18 protein-coding genes are annotated in these 22,485 nt (G+C 39.7%); 6 read left to right on the forward strand and 12 right to left on the reverse strand.

All coding sequences use genetic code 11. The features are described from left to right. Nucleotides 1-131 precede the first annotated feature (131 nt). Nucleotides 132-800, forward strand: coding sequence for a ribosome biogenesis GTP-binding protein YihA/YsxC (yihA, locus tag CXF89_RS11160; protein ID WP_007377272.1), 669 nt, complete (start codon nt 132-134; stop codon nt 798-800). Between the two features lie 9 nt (nt 801-809). Here yihA and CXF89_RS11165 read toward each other — a convergent pair whose 3' ends face one another. The 3 genes from CXF89_RS11165 to polA form a co-directional block, all read right to left on the reverse strand. Beyond that, on the reverse strand, nt 810-1,328 hold the full coding sequence (locus tag CXF89_RS11165) for a DUF1285 domain-containing protein (protein WP_010553821.1): 519 nt from the start codon (nt 1,326-1,328) through the stop codon (nt 810-812). Continuing rightward, on the reverse strand, nt 1,325-1,912 hold the full coding sequence (locus CXF89_RS11170) for a YceI family protein (protein ID WP_007582084.1): 588 nt from the start codon (nt 1,910-1,912) through the stop codon (nt 1,325-1,327). Before CXF89_RS11170 ends, CXF89_RS11165 begins: the two co-directional genes overlap by 4 nt. 490 nt (nt 1,913-2,402) lie before the next feature. Then, nucleotides 2,403-5,138 carry a DNA polymerase I gene (gene polA / locus CXF89_RS11175; protein ID WP_121954624.1) on the reverse strand — a complete coding sequence of 912 codons (2,736 nt, stop codon included), beginning with the start codon at nt 5,136-5,138 and terminating at the stop codon, nt 2,403-2,405. 524 nt (nt 5,139-5,662) lie between these two features. Here polA and elbB point away from each other — a divergent pair. From elbB to CXF89_RS11190, 3 genes are all read left to right on the forward strand, one after another. After that, a complete protein-coding gene (gene elbB / locus CXF89_RS11180; protein WP_024606998.1) occupies nt 5,663-6,310 on the forward strand; it encodes an isoprenoid biosynthesis glyoxalase ElbB in 648 nt (215 codons plus the stop codon). Nucleotides 6,311-6,536: 226 nt separating this feature from the next. After that, complete coding sequence (locus CXF89_RS11185) at nt 6,537-6,932, forward strand: c-type cytochrome (RefSeq protein ID WP_007582093.1); 396 nt, start codon at nt 6,537-6,539, stop codon at nt 6,930-6,932. Nucleotides 6,933-7,096: 164 nt separating this feature from the next. After that, a complete protein-coding gene (locus CXF89_RS11190; RefSeq protein ID WP_007582095.1) occupies nt 7,097-9,661 on the forward strand; it encodes a sensor domain-containing diguanylate cyclase in 2,565 nt (854 codons plus the stop codon). 15 nt (nt 9,662-9,676) lie between these two features. On the opposite strand, the gene rep is transcribed toward CXF89_RS11190, so the two are convergent. Next, a complete protein-coding gene (gene rep, locus CXF89_RS11195; RefSeq protein WP_024589913.1) occupies nt 9,677-11,695 on the reverse strand; it encodes a DNA helicase Rep in 2,019 nt (672 codons plus the stop codon). Between the two features lie 162 nt (nt 11,696-11,857). On the opposite strand from rep, the gene CXF89_RS11200 reads away from it, so the two are divergent. Next, the gene (locus tag CXF89_RS11200; RefSeq protein ID WP_121954625.1) at nt 11,858-12,121 is read left to right on the forward strand and encodes a ubiquinone biosynthesis accessory factor UbiK; all 264 of its coding nucleotides are present in this window, start codon (nt 11,858-11,860) and stop codon (nt 12,119-12,121) included. Nucleotides 12,122-12,338: 217 nt separating this feature from the next. On the opposite strand, the gene CXF89_RS11205 is transcribed toward CXF89_RS11200, so the two are convergent. The 8 genes from CXF89_RS11205 to ilvG form a co-directional block, all read right to left on the reverse strand. Further along, nucleotides 12,339-12,983 carry an NAD(P)H-binding protein gene (locus tag CXF89_RS11205; protein ID WP_121954626.1) on the reverse strand — a complete coding sequence of 215 codons (645 nt, stop codon included), beginning with the start codon at nt 12,981-12,983 and terminating at the stop codon, nt 12,339-12,341. Between the two features lie 4 nt (nt 12,984-12,987). Further along, nucleotides 12,988-13,650 (reverse strand): carbonate dehydratase, encoded by a 663-nt coding sequence (can, locus tag CXF89_RS11210; protein WP_007582103.1) that lies wholly within the window; start codon nt 13,648-13,650, stop codon nt 12,988-12,990. A gap of 30 nt (nt 13,651-13,680) precedes the next feature. After that, complete coding sequence (locus CXF89_RS11215; protein WP_121954627.1) at nt 13,681-14,856, reverse strand: methyltransferase; 1,176 nt, start codon at nt 14,854-14,856, stop codon at nt 13,681-13,683. A gap of 61 nt (nt 14,857-14,917) precedes the next feature. Next, nucleotides 14,918-15,952, reverse strand: coding sequence for an ABC transporter substrate-binding protein (locus tag CXF89_RS11220; RefSeq protein ID WP_024594413.1), 1,035 nt, complete (start codon nt 15,950-15,952; stop codon nt 14,918-14,920). 97 nt (nt 15,953-16,049) lie between these two features. Beyond that, a complete protein-coding gene (ilvA, locus tag CXF89_RS11225; protein WP_007582109.1) occupies nt 16,050-17,603 on the reverse strand; it encodes a threonine ammonia-lyase, biosynthetic in 1,554 nt (517 codons plus the stop codon). Between the two features lie 2 nt (nt 17,604-17,605). Beyond that, nucleotides 17,606-19,462: a dihydroxy-acid dehydratase gene (gene ilvD, locus CXF89_RS11230; protein WP_121954628.1), complete on the reverse strand. Its 1,857-nt coding sequence runs from the start codon at nt 19,460-19,462 to the stop codon at nt 17,606-17,608. 103 nt (nt 19,463-19,565) lie between these two features. Beyond that, nucleotides 19,566-19,811, reverse strand: a complete 246-nt coding sequence (ilvM, locus tag CXF89_RS11235; RefSeq protein ID WP_024600392.1) for an acetolactate synthase 2 small subunit — start codon at nt 19,809-19,811, stop codon at nt 19,566-19,568. After that, on the reverse strand, nt 19,808-21,457 hold the full coding sequence (gene ilvG, locus CXF89_RS11240; RefSeq protein WP_007582116.1) for an acetolactate synthase 2 catalytic subunit: 1,650 nt from the start codon (nt 21,455-21,457) through the stop codon (nt 19,808-19,810). Before ilvG ends, ilvM begins: the two co-directional genes overlap by 4 nt. Before the next feature lie 553 nt (nt 21,458-22,010). On the opposite strand from ilvG, the gene CXF89_RS11245 reads away from it, so the two are divergent. Beyond that, nucleotides 22,011-22,485 (forward strand): phosphoethanolamine transferase domain-containing protein (locus CXF89_RS11245; protein ID WP_121954629.1); only part of this gene is annotated, 475 nt, incomplete at its 3' end.

Below are 22,485 nucleotides of genomic sequence, written 5' to 3' on the forward strand. Positions count from 1 at the left end.
TTTAAATGTACCATAGGTGCTGTTTTTAGGTGGTTAAATACGCTTTTTAATACATCCTTTATAGTATAAAATACGCGCCCTGAGTGAATTTGGTTTACTCAATGTTATTTTTTTAAGTTTTAGGAGAGCCTGTGCTCAAATCTCGTATCAAATATAATACTGCGTCTTTCGTAACAAGCGCTCCCGACATTACTAAATTACCTGCTGATACGGGAATTGAAGTTGCGTTTGCCGGTCGCTCCAATGCAGGTAAGTCGAGTGCATTAAATGCATTAACCGATCAGAAGCTAGCACGTACAAGTAAAACACCTGGACGTACTCAGCTAATCAATACATTCGATTTAGCTGATGTTGACGATATGCGCCTTATCGATTTACCAGGCTATGGTTTTGCTAAAGTACCAATCGAAATGAAAAAGAAATGGCAAAAATCGCTAGGCGAATACCTACAAAAGCGTCAAAGCCTAAAAGGTATTGTTATTTTAATGGATATTCGTCATCCATTAAAAGATTTAGACCGCGATTTAATTAATTGGGCTATTGGTAGTGAAATTCCAGTATTGGCACTATTAACTAAAGCCGATAAATTAAAGCAAGGCCCTCGTAAATCACAAGTACTGCAAGTTCGTCGTGAATTAAGCACGCTTGATGGGGATATTACAGTTCATGCATTTTCATCATTAAAAGGCACGGGTTTACCAGAAGTAGCTAAAAAACTAGATGAATGGTTTTTAGGTCCTGTTATTGCTGTACCACCTACCGATGAAACAATCACAGACGAAACTAACCCAGAGGCTTAAACGCTGGCGTTACGATAAATAAAACTGCTTTCCTGCAGATTTAATAAAATAGCCGAGCTTATCAGACTCGGCTTTTTCAGCCCACTGATAATATACGCTTCGCGCAACACGCGCACTACAGCCATAAGGTAGCTTTAGATAAGGCACTTTTGACCCTTTATAGTCTTTTATAACTAAAGGCTGCTGAGCGCTCACCAACCACTGCCTAGCTAAATTATCAATACAACACAACACCTGCCCTTGCACTGTATTTTCAAAACGCCAATCAACAATAATAAACGGCGCATCATCAACCGTTATTGTTATTTTTTCGACAGGTGTTTTTAAATAAAATTGCTCACCTTCTTTACATAGAACAGAAGCAAACAGCTTCACCATGGCTGGGCGTGTTATTTCGCTGCCATCGTAAAACCATTTCCCCTCATGATTAATGACAATTGGCAGTTCACCACAATGATTAGGCTGCCAACTATCAAAAGGTTTGCTTGGCTCGCTTAATTGCTTGCTAAGCTCACTTAAAGAAATCACTGTTTTTTAAGTGTAATTGCAAATGTAACAGGCACTGCTGTTGCAATTGAAGGTAAGCCCGCTAGCTCTTGCAGCTTTTTAACGCCTTCAGTTACACCAAAATCATCACTATTAATAATAATAGGTGTTAATGATGATACCGTTAAATCACCACTTTGCGTGCTGTTAACGAGTACATCAATTGCCAATGGCTTTTTATTACCGTGAAAATCAAGCTCAGCTTTAATACCCTTCAATACATATTGACCAGGCTTTTTAATATTGCTCAGTTCTTTAGTTAAATTTGCAGTTAAAACAGCATTGGGGAATTTAGCGGCTTCGAATAAAAATGTCGTTAAACGCTCATTACGAATAGGAATTAGAGTTTCGGCTGATGTTAAATCAACATTAACGCTAAACTCGCCTTTATCAGAAAGCATACCTTCAAGGTTAGTAAAATGGTGAGCTTCAGCAATCGAATCTTTTTTAATTGAAACAAAGCTTAGTTGGCTTTTATCATTCACTAGCTGCCAATTGGCCTGAGCAACATTAGAAATAACTAAACTTGATAAAGAAAAACCTGCAATAGCTAATGCTTTAAACATAACGCACTCCTTAGTAATAAAATGAAAAGAATAAAAATAATATCACTTCGATGGTATCACCTGCGATGTACCCAAACCACCTCGAAATGACGAATGAATAATACAATTGGTATAGCGCAATAAAGAATTAATTAGATAGGATTTTCAGGCGTAAAACAAAAAACGGCCCACCAAACAAGTTGGTAGGCCGGTATAGCAAACTGGGGAGAAGCTATCAATTTGTTGCACCCTTTCAGATGCATCATCAACAGGATGTCCTACAGGATAGGACAGGCGGGACTTTAACAAAAGCACGCATTAAAATACAATCATATTCCTGTAAAACAGCTCGAATTGACGAACATATAACTATTTAATACAAATAGTTGCTTAAATTAACCTTATTTTAACTAAAGCTTGCATATACCTGATTGAATCGCTGTTATTCGCCATCTTTATTAAACATAAAAAAAGCGCCAAAAGGCGCTTTAATTAAAATGCTCAAATTGCATTAATGAGCTTGTTCCCAATTGTCACCTTCATCAGCTTCAACTATAAGTGGTACATCTAGCGCAGCAGCTTGCGACATCAGTTCACAGATGTGTTTTGTGTACTGTGGTGCGCAGTCTGTTTTGATTTCAAATACTAATTCATCGTGCACTTGCATAAGCAGCTTAATTGTATTTGGCGCTTGTTCGTGTACCCAGCGGTTAACGCTCAGCATTGCCTTTTTAATAATATCGGCGGCAGTACCTTGCATTGGTGCGTTTATAGCAGCACGTTCGGCTCCTTTTCTACGCGCCCCATTACGTGCGTTTATTTCTGGTAAATGTAGACGACGACCAAATATTGTTTCAACGTAGCCATTTTCAGCTGCTTTTTCGCGTGTTGTTTCCATGTACTCTAATACACCTGGAAAACGCTCAAAGTATTTATCTATGTAATGCTGCGCTTCGTGGCGTGGCACATCTAGCTGACGTGCTAAACCAAATGCCGACATACCGTAAATTAAGCCAAAGTTTACTGCTTTCGCCTTACGGCGCATATCGGTAGTTACATCATCAAGCTCTACACCAAAGACTTCAGCGGCAGTGGCACTATGTACATCTAAGCCGTTAGCAAATGCATTTAATAGACCTTTGTCTTGTGAAAGATGCGCCATAATACGCAGCTCAATTTGACTGTAATCGGCAGCAACAATTTTATAACCATCTGCGGCTATAAACGCTTCACGAATACGACGTCCTTCTTCTGAACGAATAGGAATATTTTGTAAATTAGGATCCGTTGAACTCAAGCGCCCCGTAGCTGTAATTGCCTGATGATAAGACGTATGTACACGCTGGGTTTTCTCATTCACCATTAATGGTAATTTATCGGTATACGTTGATTTAAGCTTTGATAAACCACGGTGCTCTATAATGACTTTAGGTAGCGGATAATCATGAGCAAGTTCTTGCAGTACTTCTTCTGCGGTAGAAGGTGCACCTTTAGGCGTTTTTTTAATAATAGGCAGTCCAAGCTTTTCAAACAACAGTACTTGTAGCTGTTTTGGAGAACTTAAGTTAAATGGTTCGCCTGCTATTTCAAACGCTTCTTTTTCAAGCTCAATTAAACGCTCGCCTAAACGTTGACTATGCGCTCCAAGCATATTGCTATCTATCGCAACACCGGTGCGTTCAATATCAGAAATCACACTAATAAGTGGCATTTCTATATCTTCAAATACCGATTTTAGCTTTTCATCAGCTGCTATTTTTGGCCAAAGCACTTCGTGTAAACGCAAAGTAATATCGGCATCTTCTGCGGCGTAAGGCGCTGCTTTTTCAAGTTCAATTTGGTTAAAGGTAAGTTGCTTTTTACCTTTGCCAGCAATATCTTCAAAGCTAATATTTTTATGACCTAGGTATTTAAGTGCTAGCGAGTCCATATCGTGACGCGTGCCTACACTATTAAATACATACGACTCAAGCATGGTGTCAAACTTAATACCATTTAGCGCAAAACCTGTATTCGCTAATACACTTTTGTCATATTTAAGGTTTTGCCCTACTTTAGCTTTGTTTTCATCTGCCAAAATTGGACCTAGCTTTTGCATCACAAATTCAAGGCTTAATTGCTCAGGCGCACCCGGATAGTCATGCGCTACCGGTAAATACACAGCTTCACCCGCTTTTACGGCAAAGCTCATACCCACCAATTGCGCTTTCATGTAATCAAGGCTGGTTGTTTCAGTATCAAATGCAAATAACTCAGCACTATTTAATTGCTCTATTAGCGTATCAAACTGAGCTTGCGTTAAAATAGTTTCGTAATGAGCATCTTCTACTTTTGGTAATTCAGTGGCTTCGGTAGGTACAGCTAAATGTGTTTCAGCATCTTTAGGATTATCAAGTAATTCAGCTAACCAACGACGGAATTCGCACTCACCATATAATGCAATTAATTCGTCTTTGTTAGGCTCTTGAAGCTTGAATGTATCAAGATCAGATTCAACTTCAACATCGCACTTAATTGTCGCAAGTTCGTAGCTTAAAGGCAGATGATCAAGAGCAATTGCTAACTTTTCGCCTATTTTACCTTTAATCTCACTGGCGTGATCCATTACACCTTGAAGAGAACCATATTTTTCTAACCATTTAACTGCAGTTTTAGGACCACAACCTTCAACACCCGGAATATTATCGACCTTATCACCCATTAATGCTAAGTAATCAATAATAAGTTCAGGGCCTACACCAAACTTTTCAACCACGGTAACGGGATCTGAAATACTGTCGGTCATCGTGTTTATTAGCGTAACGTGTTCATTAACAAGCTGTGCCATGTCTTTATCGCCAGTAGAGACGAGTACATGTCGTTTTTGCTCTGACGCTATACGTGCAAATGTACCAATAACATCATCAGCTTCAACGCCTTCAATACTAATTAGCGGAAAGCCCATCGCTTTAATAATACTGTGTATCGGTGCTATTTGAGTGCGTAAGTCATCCGGCATAGGCGGACGATTTGCCTTATACTCGCTATACATATCGTTACGGAACGTTTTACCTTTAGCATCAAATATAACCACCATATGTGAGGGATCGTATTGTCTGATCAAGCTTTTAAGCATGTTGATCACGCCATAAATAGCGCCCGTAGCTTCACCTTTAGAATTAGTTAAATGCGGCGGAGAATGATAAGCACGAAATAAATATGACGAGCCATCAACTAAAATAAGTGGGTTTTCGGGGATCTGAGCCATGGTGAATTTGGATCCTAAATGCAAAAAATTAAGGTAATTATAAGCATGCCATAAGGTAGTAAATAAAACGACAGTGAATTACTGCTTATCGTGTTATTAAAACTATAGCAAGCTGTGGATAAGTGTGTAGATAACAGCCACGAGCTATTCTTCCAAAGCATCATAAAATGCCTAGAAAATACTTTAACTGTATGTTTTAATTTAAAAAAGATAATACGAGGTTCTTTTTTTATTATTTTAAACCAATGTGGAAAAAGGTTTTCTAACGACTGCTTGTGTTGTTATTCACTTTGATTATTCGCGTCCATTTAAATAACCGGAGGAGTATTCTAGCACAATGGATCGAAGATCATAGCGATCCTTTATAATTTTTTTAAAGGCAAAGTGATCGCAAATGGCATAAACCGCAAAACAACTTGCATAGGGAATGATTTTTGTACTAAAAATTTATTTTCGCGAGAAATTTTGAGCATGTTAGACTTCATCCGATCGACTTATAAAAAAGACTTTAGGGGCACAAAAGCATGAAAAACGTAGCGGTAATATTAGCAGGGTCTGGTGTGTACGATGGTAGTGAAATTAATGAAGCAATTTTAACTTTATTACATATAGCCAAAAATGGCGCAACGTATCAGTGTTTTGCACCGGATATTGAACAACTTCATACCATTAACCATTTAACGGGCGAAGTAATGCCTGATAAACGTAATGTATTAACAGAAGCGGCTCGTATTGCACGGGGTGACATTAAATCGCTGCTTGAACTAGACGTAACTCAGTTTGACGCATTAATTGTACCTGGCGGTTTTGGCGCTGCAAAAAACTTATGTGACTTTGCAATTAAAGGCGCAAAAGCAAATATTAATGAAGACGTCCTTAATGCTTGTAAATCATTTGCAAAAGAAAATAAGCCTGCTGGTTATATGTGTATTGCACCCGCTTTGATCCCATTTATTTACGATAACGCCATACTTACTATTGGTAACGATGCAGAGACAGCACAAACGCTAAGCACATTAGGCGCTAAACATATAAATTGTGCAGTAGATGATGTTGTTATTGATCAGCCAAATAAGCTAGTTACAACCCCAGCTTATATGCTTGCGCAATCGATTATTGAAGCCGATGCAGGGATCGAAAAACTAGTTAGTAGCGTATTATCAATAAATTGATCTTAGGATCTAAAAGTTAATTGTATGACTGTTTGCGCTTATTAAATTGCTTAACAAAAAACAGTAAATAATTAAATTTTATTGCGTTAACGCAAAAAGTAGTCAGTTTTATTAATAAAAACGCCTCTTAGCATTTTATAAATTGGCTCAGAGAGTTATAATCGGTTTAATTTCCGTCATCTTTAATCGTGATTGATCACGTTCAAATCGAAGTGAGCAAGGCAAAATGAAAAAATTAACAGCTGCAGCATTATTAATGCTAGCAACCACTGCATACGCACAGCCATATGATAACTCTATGACTGAAGATGCAATTAAAGCACGTCTCGCGCCGGTTGGTGCTGTATACCTTGAAGGCGATAAAGCTGCTGTAGCAGCGGCGCCTACAGGCCCTCGTTCTGGTGAGCAAGTGTATCAAGGTGCATGTTTTGCATGTCACGGTACTGGTGCACTAGGCGCGCCTAAATCGCCTGACGATTGGGCTCCACGTATAGCTAAAGGTAAAGACACTTTACTTGAGCATGCACTAAATGGCTTTAATGCGATGCCTCCAAAAGGCACCTGTATGGATTGTTCTGATGATGAGATAAGCGCTGCTATCGACTTCATGACATCTAAGTAAATACAGCTGAAATACACAAAAAAGGTTTACTTCGGTAAGCCTTTTTTAATACCTAAAATAGTGTTTCTAGCCAGTATGGTAGTACGAATATCAACTTGACGATAAGCGCTAAAAGTGAAAGTATAAGGCTAATAACTATACAATAAAAATAGCCGGTTAGATCATTGGAAGATAAACTCTCAGTATCGAGTAAATTGGCGTATCAAAATAAACGTCTAAAAACATTACTCAATAAATACAAACAATCACATCACTTACAAAATGCGCTGATACAATTATCAGAGCAAGCAAGTACTGTTGCCGAGCTAACCCTACTTTATCCCGCTATCCACGACATTTTACAAAAATATGTGCCGAGTAAAAGTTTTTATGTGGTGCTATTAAATCAATATAGTCAATCGCTAGAACTTTCTTACTTTTCAGATGAAAAAGATGGTATTGCCGTCGCCCTTAACCAATCAAATAGCTTTGATGAAGGCGCCACTGGCTATGTATTTAAACAGGGTAAAACCACATGTTTTACCAAGCAGCAAATGCAAAATGCCGCAGCAGAAGGTTTATTTAAAGCATTAGGCACTCCAGCAGAGCATTGGGTAGGTGTACCGGTTTACCAAGAACACAATATTATCGGTGTTTTAGCAGCGCAAAGTTACGATACAAAACAGGGCTATAGCTCACAACAAATACAATTACTTGAGTTTATGTCGCTTTATTTAGCAACTGCAATAGAGCGTGTAAAAAAACGAGAGCTCCTTGAGTCGGAAGTAAAAATTCGTACCCGAGCACTCACTCAAAGTAACGACGCGTTAAACCTTGAAATAGAACAACGCAAACGCGCACTTCAACGCCAACAAATTCTGTTTAAAATATCTGAAATAGCAACGCAAGCTAAAAACCTTGATGATGCTTACTTTAAGATACATGAAATAATAAAAACAATTACCTACGCAGAAAACTTATATATTGCACTTTACGATAAAGAGTCTGGCTGGATAAGCTTCCCTTATTGTGTAGATGAATTTAAAGAAAACACACAACCAAGACGCTTTGCTAAAGGTTATAGTGAACTGGTAATAAGCACTGAAGAAACGCAACTTATACACCCGTGTAGAGCAAAAGAATTAATAGAAAGCGGTGTAGTACAAAGAGCTAAGCCTGTACAAAAAGAGCAAATGGCCACTAGTTGGTTAGGCGCTCCACTTAAAACAGCTCAAGGTGTTATCGGCCTTATTGTTTGCCAAGCTTACGATAACAAACATATTTTCAGCCGGGATGATTGCGAGTTAATTACCTTTGTATCTCATCAAATTGCAGCGGTTTTACAAACAAAGCTCACCAATCAAGCGATTGCAAAAAGCCATCAAGAACTCGAATTTAGAGTAAACGAAAAAACCAAAGAACTGCGTCAAACAAATCTGCACTTACAAATGCAAATAGATGAGCGTAAAAAAATAGAACAGCAGCTTTATCACGACGCACATCACGACTCTCTTACTAGCTTACCTAATCGCAGCCTCTTTTTAACTCAGCTTGAAAAAACACTACAACATTATCAGCGCTTTCCTGAACATAATTTTGCTGTTTTATTTATTGATTTAGATAAGTTTAAAGACATTAACGACCAACTTGGTCACCATGCTGGCGATCAGTTTTTAATTAACGTTAGTGAGTTATTTGCCCAGTGTATACGCGAACATGATTTACTAGCACGCTTAGGTGGCGATGAGTTTGTTATATTATTAACGCACTTAACTGAGCCTCAACAAGCAGAAGATGTCGCTAATCGTATTATCGATTTAATGAAAAAGCCTTTTTTCCTTAAAGGCGAATCACTTCAAAGTGGTGCTAGTATAGGAATAACCTACTCAAAGAAAAGCTATACGCATACGGATGAAATTATTCGTGATGCCGATGCTGCAATGTATCACGCTAAAAACTCCGGAAAAAATCGCTACGAGCTATTTCATCCGCTATTAACGCAATCAATACCTGCGCAGGCACTAAAAGCACAACATCACCTTGATATATTACCTATGAGCTTTAGAAGCTCAGAAATAATTACGCTTGATGAGCAACATCAGTCTGAATCTTTATTTGAAGCATTTGGTGAACACCCAATACTTGGCTTTACTAGCTTTGATATTTTGAAAAAGTTTGCATCAGATAAAGAACAGCACCTTGAGATAGAGTTACAGTTATTACAACGCGCTTATGCACAAGCAATTACCGCAAATGTAACTATGGCGCTGGTTCCTTGCTCTGGTTTACTACTCGAGGAGCACGAATTTGTTTTATTTACAGATACACTAAATAAACAACAAGGACATAGCCAGCTCTGTTTGCTATTTGATGAGCAAGAAATTCGTCACGCAAGCGCAACACAAATAGAAAACCTCAAAAAGCTATCACAACTTGGTTATTCAATTGGTTTAAACAATTTTGCTAAAGATCGATGCGAACTTAATTTACTAACCGATATTAATTTTGACTATCTGCTACTTAGCTCGACCTTTAGTAAACGTGTTTTACAACAAGAAAGTTACGATTTTCAGCTACAGGGCGTGCTAGCGATTACGAAGCTCAAAGCAATGAAAGTAATTGCTAAAGGCCCATCAATACTTAATTTTAGAGCTTTACTAGACAAGCACGGTTTGGCATTTTTTGTGGGAAAACAACACGCTCTAGTGTGTTCTGAGTTACCTGAAATACAAGCAACCCAGTCTTTATAAAATTAGCCTGAGGTATTACTCAGGCTTTTTAAACATTGCACGAAGGTTAGCGACTCTTGCTTGGCCTTTTTCCATTCGCTCTGCTTGCGTGTTTGGCGCCTTTTTATTTTCAAACGCGAGATCGTCCTGCGGTAACTCTTGTACAAATCGGCTTAACTCAGTTTGTGAGGTTTCACCAAATTGACGACGTATTTTTGCATAAGTAAGTGTTAACTCCTGCTGCGCACGAGTAATACCGACATAAGCTAAGCGGCGTTCTTCATCTACGTTATCTTCATCAATACTTACCTGATGCGGAAGTAAGCCCTCCTCCATGCCTACCATAAATACATATGGATACTCTAAGCCCTTTGATGCATGAAGTGTTGATAAGTGCACTGCATCGGTTTCATCTTCTTCTTCGTTACGCTCAAGCATGTCGCGAAGGGTTAGCTTGCTAACAACCTCAGCCAATGTCATTGGCTCGTTGTCGGCATCACCGGTCAACATATCGGTGATCCAGCGATACAGCTCAGATACGTTTTTCATACGCATTTCAGCGGCTTTTGCACTCGGTGACGACTCGTACAAATATGCCTCGTAATTAATATTACGCACTAAGTCTTTAACAGCTTCGAGCGTATCACCGCGTACTGCGTTATCGGATAGCTCAACAACCCAGCGTGCAAACCCAGCAAGCGCATTAAAACCACGCCCTTTTAGTCTGTAGCCTAAATCGTTATCAAAACAGGTAGCAAATAAGCTCATGTGCTTTTCGTTAGCAAGCGTACCAAGCTTTTCAAGTGTGACCGTGCCTATTTCGCGTCGTGGTGTATTTACGATACGTAAAAATGCATTGTCATCATCTTGATTAACTAGCAAACGTAAATACGCCATAATATCTTTAATTTCTGAACGAGCGAAAAACGACATACCGCCACTAATTTTATAAGGGATACGGTTACTCATTAATGATTTTTCAAAGCCACGTGCTTGATGATTACCACGATATAAAATCGCGTAATCTTTATAGCTGGTACGCTTCATAAACTTATGTGAAATTATTTCAGCAACCACACGCTCAGATTCATGCTCTTCATCGCGGCACCCTATTACTTTAATCGGCTCACCATAACCTAGTTCACTAAATAACTTTTTCTCTATGTCATGTGGGTTATTCGCAATTAAAATGTTAGCCGCTTTTAGTATTCGCCCTGCACTTCGATAGTTTTGCTCAAGCTTTATAAGTCTAAGCCCTGGGTAGTCTTTACCTAATAACACTAAGTTTTGCGGGCGAGCACCACGCCATGAGTAAATTGATTGATCGTCATCACCTACCACAGTAAAACGGGCACGCTCGCCTACTAGCAATTTAACAAGTTGATATTGGCTTGTATTGGTATCTTGATACTCATCCACCAGCAAGTATTTAAAGCGTTGCTGCCAGCGCTCACGAGATGTGGCGTTATTAGTAAGTAACAAAGTAGGGATCATAATTAAATCATCAAAATCCAGTGCGTTATAAGCACGTAGCTGATTTTGATAGCGAGCATACAGCTGTGCAAACAATGCCTTTTGCGCATCACGCGCTTCGCGTATTGCTTGCTCTGGCAGTACTAATTCGTTTTTCCAACTACCAATTTCCATTTTAAGTAGTTTGAGTAAGTCCTTGTCTTTTTTTAGCTCATCTTCGGTGAGCTCACTTAGAAGCTGATTGGTATCTTGATCATCAAATAACGAAAAGCCGGGTTTAAACCCTAATGTGCTCAACTCTTTTTTAATTATTTCTAAACCGAGTGTATGAAACGTTGATACCCATAAACCTTTAGCGTCTTGCTTTCCGAGCGTTTGCAGTACTCGTTCACGCATTTCTTTGGCTGCTTTATTGGTAAAAGTAACAGCGGCTATATTTCGCGCTTTGTACTCACATTTTTTCACTAAATAAGCGATTTTATTCGTAATAACACGGGTTTTACCAGAGCCTGCGCCTGCGAGTACTAAGCATGGACCACTAATATATTTTACGGCTTCATCTTGTTTAGGATTGAGTTTCATAACGACCAAAGAAATTTAAAAGACGCGTAATTTTAACGTAACCACTACTGCGAGCATAGCAATTGCCTTAATTAATTAAGGTAAAGATGATCATGTGTTAAATACCATGGGTATAAGGTAATATTAGTTATTATTATTTTAGGCCGCATCGAAGGGACAAATATGATCAACCCAGCAAAACTTGAAGAAATTGCTAAGCAAATTACTAGCAATATGCCGCAAGGTGTAAAAAACCTAGCAGAGACACTCGAAGGTAAAACAAAGCAAGTTTTACAAAACAAGCTTGCTGAGATGGATTTTGTGAGCCGTGAAGAATTTGATGTGCAAAGCCAAGTACTTATTCGTACTCGCGAAAAACTAACCGAACTTGAAGCTAAAGTTGCATTGCTAGAGCAACAACTTAGCGCTAAAACTGACGCTGAATAATTATACCAATTGCATTAAATTAGTGTTCTATTATAGCGATAAGAAAATAGCTCAATAACAAGGCTAAAATTATGGTACATAGTTGTTCTATATAAATAATTTTTAACGTAGTTAGTGAGTTATTTAATACGCTAGAATGATCATTTTTTTAATAAAATTGGTATTAATTTAGTGTACAAAAAAGGCAGCTTAGGCTGCCTTTTGCGTTTTACTAAGTTTATTCAAATAGCTCATCTAGCACATAATAAAATAACTTAGCCTGCTGCGCTAAACTCACACTCAGCATTTTTTGCGCAACTTGCTCACCTGTTATTGGTTTGTAACGCTTTAAAAACGGAAGTCGTGTAATAACAGGAAAAATAATACTGCCTATCTTTTCTGCCACTCTAAATTGCTCACGATCACCTAATAATAAAGATGGTTGTAAAATACTTATTTTATCAAAAGGGAGTGCTTTAATATGTTGCTCAAGCTCACCCTTCATTTTCAAATAAGCACTATTACTGTGCGTGTTCGCCCCGCTTGATGACACTAAGCAGTAATGCGTAACACCATTACATGCCGCTAACTGCGCCGCTATAAACTGATAATCAAAATCTACTTTACGCTGAGCTTGTGTAGAGCCCGCCTGTTTACGGGTTGTGCCCAAACACGAAAACAATACGTCACCTTTAAAAAGCTCAACGTATTGAGTTAATTTTTCAAAATCAATAACGTGATTAACTAGCTTTGCGTGTGTAATAGGCAAAGCCCGACGACTTAACGTAACCACTTTGGTATAACGATCGCTCTTAAGTAGCTTATGTAGCAACTCATTACCGACCAAACCTGTAGCACCTATTAATATCGCCGTTTTAGTCATAAATTTATTTATTTTCGCCCACTTTATTAAGTACGTGCTGCACTGCTTTTTTGTAGCTTTGCGTTTCTTCACTCGCGCACGTTACTACAGATTCTAAATCATGAAGGTGGCCGTTTTCTAAACCATAAACCCAACCATGAACGCTTAGCTCTTGGCCGCGCTCCCACGCATCTTGCACAATGTTAGTACGGCATACATTACGCACTTGCTCAATTACATTTAGCTCAATAAGGCGGCTTAAACGTTCGCTTTCAGGCATTGCATCAAGTTGTTCAAGATGCTTTTCTTTTACATCCCCTACATGGCGTAGCCAATTATCAATAAAGCCAAATTTTGCATTGTTTAAAACGGCTTGTACGCCACCACAGCCATAGTGACCTACTACCATGATATGTTTTACTTTTAAAACCTCTACAGCGTACTGCATAACCGACAAACAGTTATGGTCAGTGTGTACAACCACGTTTGCAACGTTACGATGCACAAATAATTCGCCTGGTAATAAATCAACTATTTGATTAGCAGGTACACGAGAGTCTGAACAACCAATCCATAAATACTCTGGATTTTGTTGCATAGATAAAATTTTAAAAAACTCAGGATCAGCTTCGCTTGTACGTGCAGCCCAACGTTTATTGTTATCGAATAAATTTTTTAACTTTCTCATTGCATCTCTTATTAAGTCGAGGACGGAAATTTAATGGGTATTAGCAAGAATCAAAATATTACGAGGCGTTAACTGCTTTTCACAAAACGTTTTAACGCTTACTTGATAGCCTTGCTGTTGCAAATATAAAGCACGATCGAGCACAAGCCAAACTTCAATTGCTCTTCTGAACACATGTCGAACCAGTTCAACTCGGTCAGTTATTTTTTTTCGAGCAACCCCAATATCTAAATATTTATTATAATCAGTATCTTGAGTTAGGTTTATTGCCTTTTTTTCTGCAGCCCATGCACAAAATGATTTAAACGAATCTGAGAATATAGCTTTGTTAACCGAAGGTACGCTTACATAATATTGCTCGCCAGTAATCGATTTTCTAAGTGCGTCAAAACCAAGTCGCCATTCTAGTTCTGTTTTACGTACTTTTTCCAGACGAGAAGGCGCTGTAACGGTTTCTTGTAATGCGAGCTTTAAATCGCGATGCGTTAAGTTAAGCTCGCTTTTATTTGCAACCTCACTCATTACACGGTACTCATTAGCCGTAAATAAATGATAGCAACAAGGTGAAAAGCTAATTTGCTGTACTTTCGCTAAACTTGCTTGGCGCATAAATGCTTGGTGCAAACCACCACATGCGTGTAGCGCTACGGCATGCATATCAGCATTAAAAAATTGAGTGATATCCTCTTTTAATACATCTGCTTGGCTAAAGTGCATTGCCAAGCCTTGTTGCTGTGCACTTTTTTGTCCTTGCTCGCATAAGCTTTGTTGCAGTTCAATACTATGCACATCACTTGCGCCATTAAAAGCAAGCATTCGCCCTAAGTGTCCTTTACCCGCACACCACTCTAAAACTGGTTGCTTAGTATTAGGTAGTGCAGATACAAAGTCTTGTAACTGATCAAACTTACGACCTTTAATGCCGTTACTTATCCAAAACGGATAATCAGATCGAGAGTGTGCAGAGCTAGGTAACTCACATAGCTTAGCAAGTTCATCAAGTTGGTTTATGTGTTGGCTAAAAAATTGGTATAGCTGATTTTGATCGTTATCAAGAACGGTTACCTGATCATCAGTTAGTTCGTTAAGTATGCCTTGCAGCTCTGGCCAAGGAATAGTGTCAAAATCAAATGCGGTGCACTGCCAATACTGACGATGGCGCATTAAAAGTGAATCAAGTGCAAAAAATTGCTCAGCTAAAGTCATAACAGCTTAAAAAATAAAAAGACAATTAATTATATCAGCTCAGTGAGCTCTCATTAAGCAGTTATTTTTGGCTAAAAATCAGCCGTAAATACAAAGGTATTGAAATAATACTCACCAAAATAGCTGCTATAAGCATCCATGATAATTGCATCTTTTCAGGCTCTTGGTATTTATAAATAAAGTGAGATTTCACTTCGTCAAATTCGTTTTGCTGTATGCCATATAAGTCAGCAATTAAACGCCACTTTGCTATCGACATATGCCCTAAACTGGTAGTGGGTGGGGTTATATAACTTTTTAGTACTTCAGCCTCAAAGGCGAGCTGATGAAAGCTCTTACTCGGTGCATAGTTTTGCTGGGTGACTGCAATGGCTTCATCCATGTTCATCATTGCATAGCGCCAACCTTTTAGGCTCGCTTGGTAGAATTTTTCGACCGTTTGCGGATTTTGCTTAAGCATGTTTTCGCTAGTAAATAAAATGTCGCTATATACGTCCATACCATAACGCTGTGGGCAAACAAGCCGATGAGCTACGCCTTGTTGAGTCATATAATAAGGCTCTGTAGTAACATAAACTTGCATAGCATCTAGCTTGTTTTCAATCCAAGCCTGGTTAAAATTTTCGCCATTGTAAACTTTGAGTTTATCTACATCAACGCCACTGCGTTTAAGCATAATAAGTAGCTCGGTGCCGTCATTTTTGCTCACAGCAGTGATACGTTTATTAACAAAGTCACGAGGGTGAAAAATATCAGACGTGTCTTTTACCATCCAGCAATAAGGTGAAAACTGCAATAAGGCTGCCATTGCAACAAAAGGCTGACCATTAATACGTTGCTGTAAAATACCGGAATGCCCTACACCAAATTGTGCTTCGCCACTGGCCACAGGACCAAAGGTATCAGGTTTCATTGGATTAGCTTGTTTAATAGTTACATCAAGGCCCGCTTCATTATAAAAGCCTTTTTGCTTAGCCATATAGTAGCCAGCAAACTGAAACTGATGTGTCCATTTTAGCTGTAATGTGACTGATTCTTGCGCCGCGATATGGCTGCAAAAAAAGCACAATCCAATGATTAATCCTTTAAATAGCAAATAGGTGTCCTCAAAAAGTATGACGATTACCTGTAACTATATGTAAAACGTGTAATAAAGCAAGCACCCTAGTTAGGTGCCTGCCTTTAAAGAAGGGTTATACTGAGGCGAGTTTTTCGGCTTTTTCTGCTTGCGGTTTTGATGTTAAAAATTGGGTAAAACACGGATTTTGTGTTTCATCTTGTACACTGTAACCTAAGCGATTCAAATGCTCGTTAAACATTTCATACTGACTCGGCTCAATAGCAAAACCTGCCAATACATTCCCCATCGAACCACCGTGATTACGATAATGAAATAAGGTAATGTTCCAATTGCTGCCTAAAGTATCTAAAAAGCGTGCAAGCGCACCCGGATACTCAGGAAATTCAAAACGCAATAAACGTTCATGTAATTGCTCTGGTGCTTTTCCGCCAACCATATAACGCACATGTAATTTAGCGAGTTCGTTATCCGACAAATCGCAAAATTGATAATCGTTATTTGTTAAGTCTTGTTTTAACTCATTGAGCTCTTGCTCGCCTTGGCGAAGTGCAATACCTACAAATATTTGCGCCTCACCAGGTCCTGCATAACGGTAGTTAAATTCAGTAATAGCACGGCCACCTAAAGAAGCACAAAACTGTTTAAAACTGCCTTTTTCTTCTTTAATAGTAACCGCTAATAGCGCTTCGTTTTTTTCACCCAGCGCAGTGCGCTCTGCAACATAACGCAGGCGATCAAAGTTTAAATTAGCACCCGAAAGCACAGCCGCTAAATGTAGTCCTTTTAACCCCGACTGCTGACTCCACTTTTTAAGCCCAGCCGTTGCAAGTGCACCTGATGGCTCTGCAATTGCACGCGTAGATACAAAAATATCCTGCATGGCTGCACATATTTCATCGCTAGTAACGGTTACAACTTCATCGCAAAACTTTTGCGCTAAACGAAATGTTTCAGTGCCAATAATTTTAACCGCTACGCCATCGGCAAAACTACCAACGCGATCAAGCTCTACTGGCTTACCGGCTTCAAGTGCTGCTTGTAAACACGCACTTTCGTCGGCTTCTACGCCAATTACTTTTATATCTGGACGCAACGATTTAATGTAAACCGCCATACCAGCAAGTAAGCCACCACCGCCAACAGGAATAAACACAGCATCAAGCTCGTTTAATTGCTGCATTAACTCGCGTGCTACAGTGCCTTGACCAACAATGACATCCGGATCGTCAAATGGTGGGACAAATATACCATTGCGTTGCTCTGTAAGCTCAAGCGCATAGGCTTTTGCTGCATCAAAATGATGGCCATGTAATACAACTTCACCGCCAAGTGCGCGCACTGCGCTGACTTTTATTTCAGGCGTTGTTACTGGCATTACAATAGTCGCTTGATGCCCAAGATGAGATGCACTCAATGCAACCCCTTGAGCATGATTACCCGCAGAAGCAGTAATAACCACTGAGCCTTTAGGTAATTTATTTAATTTGTTATACGCACCGCGTAACTTAAATGAATACACGGGCTGTTGGTCTTCACGCTTTAACCAAACATGGTTACCTAGCTTTTTACTGAGTTCAGCCATTTCGCTAACCTCAGTAACTTTAGCCAAAGGCTCCATGTTTGCTTGAATAATAGCGCGAAAATAATCGAGCTCTTGAGAGACCATAATTAACTAAGCGCCTCCAATTTAGCTAAGTCGCGCACTGCGCCTTTATCGGCACTTGTTGCAAGTAATGCATAAGCCTTTAAAGCAGACGATACATAACGCTCACGATCAACTGGCTTGTACGCCATTTTTCCGCGTGCTAATTGCTTTTGTTTACGTGCCTCAAGTTCTTCGTCGCTTAGCGCTAATGTGATTTCACGTGTTGCGATATCAATAATGATTTTGTCGCCATTTTCAACATAAGCAATTGCACCACCACTCGCCGCTTCTGGCGATACATGTCCAATTGATAAACCCGAAGTACCACCCGAAAAGCGACCATCAGTAATAAGTGCGCATTTTTCAGCTAAGCCTTTCGATTTTAAGTAGCTTGTTGGGTATAGCATTTCTTGCATACCTGGGCCGCCTCTAGGGCCTTCATAACGAATAACCACTACATCGCCCGCTTTTACTTCGTTATTTAAAATCCCTTCTACTGAATCATCTTGTGATTCGTATACAATGGCGGTGCCTTCAAAATGTAGCATTTCGTCAACTACGCCAGCACTTTTTACAACACAACCATCAACGGCTAGATTACCCGAAAGCACAGCTAAGCCACCGTCTTGGCGATAAGCGTGTTCAACGCTTCGAATACACCCATTCACACGGTCATTATCGCCTTCATCCCAACGACACTCTTGGCTCATTGCTTTAGTTGTACGAATGCCCGCAGGACCCGCACGATAAAACTTGCGCGCAGCTTCGTTAGTTGGGTCGGTTGCATCCCATTTTTTAACAAGCTCAGCCATTGTTGACCCAGCGACATGATTAACCGACATATCAACTAAACCCGCTTTACCAAGCTCGCGAACAACTGCCATCATGCCACCAGCACGGTGGACATCTTCAATATGGTACTCTGGTGTTGCTGGTGCAACTTTACATAAAAACGGTGTTTTACGAGAAAGCGCATCAATGTGCGACATATCAAAATCAACGCCCGCTTCTTGCGCTGCAGCGAGTAAATGTAATACGGTATTTGACGAGCCGCCCATTGCAATATCAACAACCATTGCATTCATAAAGGCTGTTTTATTGGCAATAGCACGTGGCAATACATCTTGATTATCTTTTTGATAATACTCACGACATAAATCAACAATACGAGCACCCGCTTCAACATACAGTTGTTTACGGTCTTTATGAGTGGCAAGCGTGGTACCGTTACCCGGAAGTGCTAAGCCTATTGCCTCTAACAAACAGTTCATTGAATTTGCAGTAAACATACCTGAACACGAACCACATGTAGGACACGCAGAGCGCTCTACTTGCTCTGAATCTGCATCACTTACCGATTCATCAGCGCCTTTAACCATGGCATCAACTAAATCAAGTTTAATATCGATGTTAGCAAGCTTAGTTTTACCCGCTTCCATTGGACCGCCCGATACAAATATTACCGGTATGTTTAAGCGTAGTGCTGCAAGCATCATCCCTGGAGTGATTTTGTCGCAGTTTGAAATACAGATCATAGCATCGGCGCAGTGACCATTTACCATGTACTCAACCGAATCAGCAATTAAATCGCGCGAAGGCAGCGAATAAAGCATACCGCCGTGTCCCATCGCAATACCATCATCAATCGCAATGGTATTAAATTCTTTAGGAACGCCACCGGCTTGGGTTATTGTCTCACCCATAAGTTCACTAAGCTGATTAAGGTGTACATGTCCTGGTACAAATTGTGTAAACGAGTTAACTACGGCAATAATCGGTTTACCAAAATCAGAGTCTGTCATACCTGTTGCGCGCCATAATGCTCTTGCGCCTGCACGTTTACGTCCTTCAGTTGTTGTTGCACTTCTTAATTTAGCCATAGTTACCTCTGTTTTTGCCGCAATAAAAGCGGGCATTCCTCATTCTAAAATTGGTAAATAACTGAGTGTCTCAGTTACTCGTAAATTATTTTTTAATTCGCAATTACACAGCCTGTTGGTGCTGTAAATTTTGTAAAGTGACTTCTTTAACATCCACTAGCTTATTTAGCTGGCTTGTTAATAGGTGAATAGGTTTATCACTATCTACCGTCATGGCTACATTGTATAAACCATCATCTATATTGAGTTGAAAATGCGTAAGGTCAAAACCACGATGACGCACCACTCGTAAAAAGCGCTCTACCGCTATACTTTGGCTTTTTAATGCAATAGTTAGGCTATGTTTCATTTTGCTTTCTCCGTCATCATTTCGTCGTTAGCAGCCCCAGGTGGTACAAGTGGCCAAACATTTTCTTTATCATCAATACAGGCATGTACTATGTACGGGCCTTTGCTGTTAACTAATGCTGTAATAGCATCATCAACTTGGTTCGCGTGGGTAATTGTTTGCCCTGGAATACCAAATACAGCAGCTAGTTGCACAAAGTCTGGGTTATCCGACAGGTTAGTTTCAGAGTAACGTCCTTCAAAAAACAGTTCCTGCCATTGGCGAACCATACCCAAGCGCTGGTTATCTAAAATTAATATTTTTACAGGTAAATTATTACGGCGAATCGTGGCCAATTCTTGAATATTCATCATTATTGAGCCATCGCCCGATACAGTGATAACAAAGTCATCAGGGCGTGCTACTTGTGCGCCAATAGCAGCCGGTAAACCAAAGCCCATCGTGCCTGCGCCACCACTGCTTAAATGATTACTCGGGTGAGTAAACTTCATGTGTTGTGCTACCCACATTTGATGCTGACCTACATCGCAACACACAACGCCAGTTTTTGGCATGCGTTGGCTCAGTTGGTTTAATAAGTACGGTGCGTAGACCTTCTCACCTGGGTAGTCGTAACGCCACGCGTGTTTAATATTCATTTCTTTATTTGTGTCACACCACGCTTTAGGTGTTACAAAGCACTCAAGTGCGGGTAACGACGTTTTTAAATCAGCAATTAATGAAGCTTTAGCAGGTTTTCGCTTACCAACTTCAGCAGCATCGATATCTAAATGGATTACTTTAGCTTTAGCTGCAAATTTAGCTAAGTTACCCGTTACGCGGTCATCAAAGCGCGCACCTATACACACAAGTACATCACATTCTTGCACGGCAATATTAGCGGCTTGACCACCATGCATACCTAGCATGCCTAAGTAATGCTCGTAGTCAGGTAACACACTGCCTAATGCTTTTAGTGTTGATACAGCAGGCATCTGCGTTTTATTTAAAAACTGCATTAACTCGTCTTGCGCATCAGCGGCTTGTACACCACCGCCTACGTACGCTACAGGCTGTTTAGCCTCACTCAACAATTGATTAGCAATAGCAACTTGCTTTAAATCTAACTCAGGTAAGTATTCATCAGCTGCAAGCCAAGGCTTAAAAGGGACTTGCGCCATTTGAATATCTTTTGGGATATCGACAAGTACAGGACCTGGTCGGCCGCTTTGCGCTAAATGAATTGCTTCTTGTAATATCTCTGCTAAGTCTTCCGCTCGTTCCACCATGTAGCTGTGCTTAGTACACGAAAGCGACATACCTAGTACATCTATTTCTTGAAACGCATCTGAACCAATAGCTGCAGTAGGCACTTGGCCGGTGATCGCCAATAATGGTACTGAGTCCATCATCGCATCAGCAAGGGCAGTTATTAAGTTAGTTGCACCTGGGCCCGATGTTGCAAAACACACACCTAATTTACGCGTGCTGCGAGCATAACCAACAGCTGCAAACCCTGCACCTTGCTCATGGCGAGTAAGGTAGTGTTTGACTGGCGCGCCATACAGCGCATCGTAAATTGGCATAATAGCTCCGCCTGGGTAGCCAAATACTTCATTTACGCCGTGTTTGGCCAATAAGTCGATTGTTAGTTCTGCGCCTGTCATTAATAAACCCTCATTCCTCAGTGACAACCCAATTACATTTTTACGCTAAAAACTTTGCCCTTAAAACTAAAAAGCCCTCCGAACGGTTAAGTGCGGAGGGCTTTTTTAATGCTTAAGTTTTTAAAGCACTACGAAGCCCTCGCGGGAATAATCACCACGATAATAATCAGGACTAGGTTAAGTGCGTTTGTAAGCATGTAATTAATACCAAATTTTGTTCGATTATCGCGAAGGTTATTCCTTCGCTCTCTTTTTATATTAGTACCGCGCTAGGCCCTTTAAGTCAACACCAAAGTTAATCTAACAAAAAGACTAAAAGGCAATTTATCAGGTTTTAAAATTCATTATATAAGCTGGTAGTGGTTTTTTTATGCTCTAATTTTATTCTCAGAAATTCACTATTCTTATATCCCTTATTTAAGGTTTGATTAATTTTTGAGAATATTTTTATAAATAAAATTATTTATCACCTTCAGGTAATGCGTAGGTTCCCTTAAGCAGCTCTTAAGTATTATGGCATAGCATGGCGTTGTTATTTAAAACGAGCCTAAATATGAACGTAATTAGCCAAACATCAGCACAAAAAAAGCCAAATCGTAGTAAACGGTTTTACATTCACTGTAGTGCAAACGCCTTTGTAGTGATGATTGCCTGCTATTACTGTTTAGTTATAAACATTCCTTTTATTCAAGGTTCGTTTAGCGCCATCACCTCATTGGCTTCCTTTTCGTGGCTATTTTTACTTTCAGTGCCACTACTTTTGCTATGCCTTTTAATTATTTTCTTTTCGATAGTGTCGGTTAGGTGGTTACTAAAGCCACTTAATTACCTTTTACTGATAATTTCGAGCGCCGTGCTTTACGGCTCATTAAATTACGGCATCGTGTTTGACTATTCAATGATTCAAAACACGTTCGAAACAGATTCAAGCGAAGCGCTGAGCTATTTAAACCCGCAGCTCATAGCCTTTTTACTGTTGTTTTGTGCGTTACCTGTTTTTATATTAAGCAAAGTAAAAATACACTTTA

It is taken from the genome of Pseudoalteromonas sp. MelDa3 (genome assembly GCF_002863625.1).
GTDB lineage: Bacteria > Pseudomonadota > Gammaproteobacteria > Enterobacterales > Alteromonadaceae > Pseudoalteromonas > Pseudoalteromonas arctica.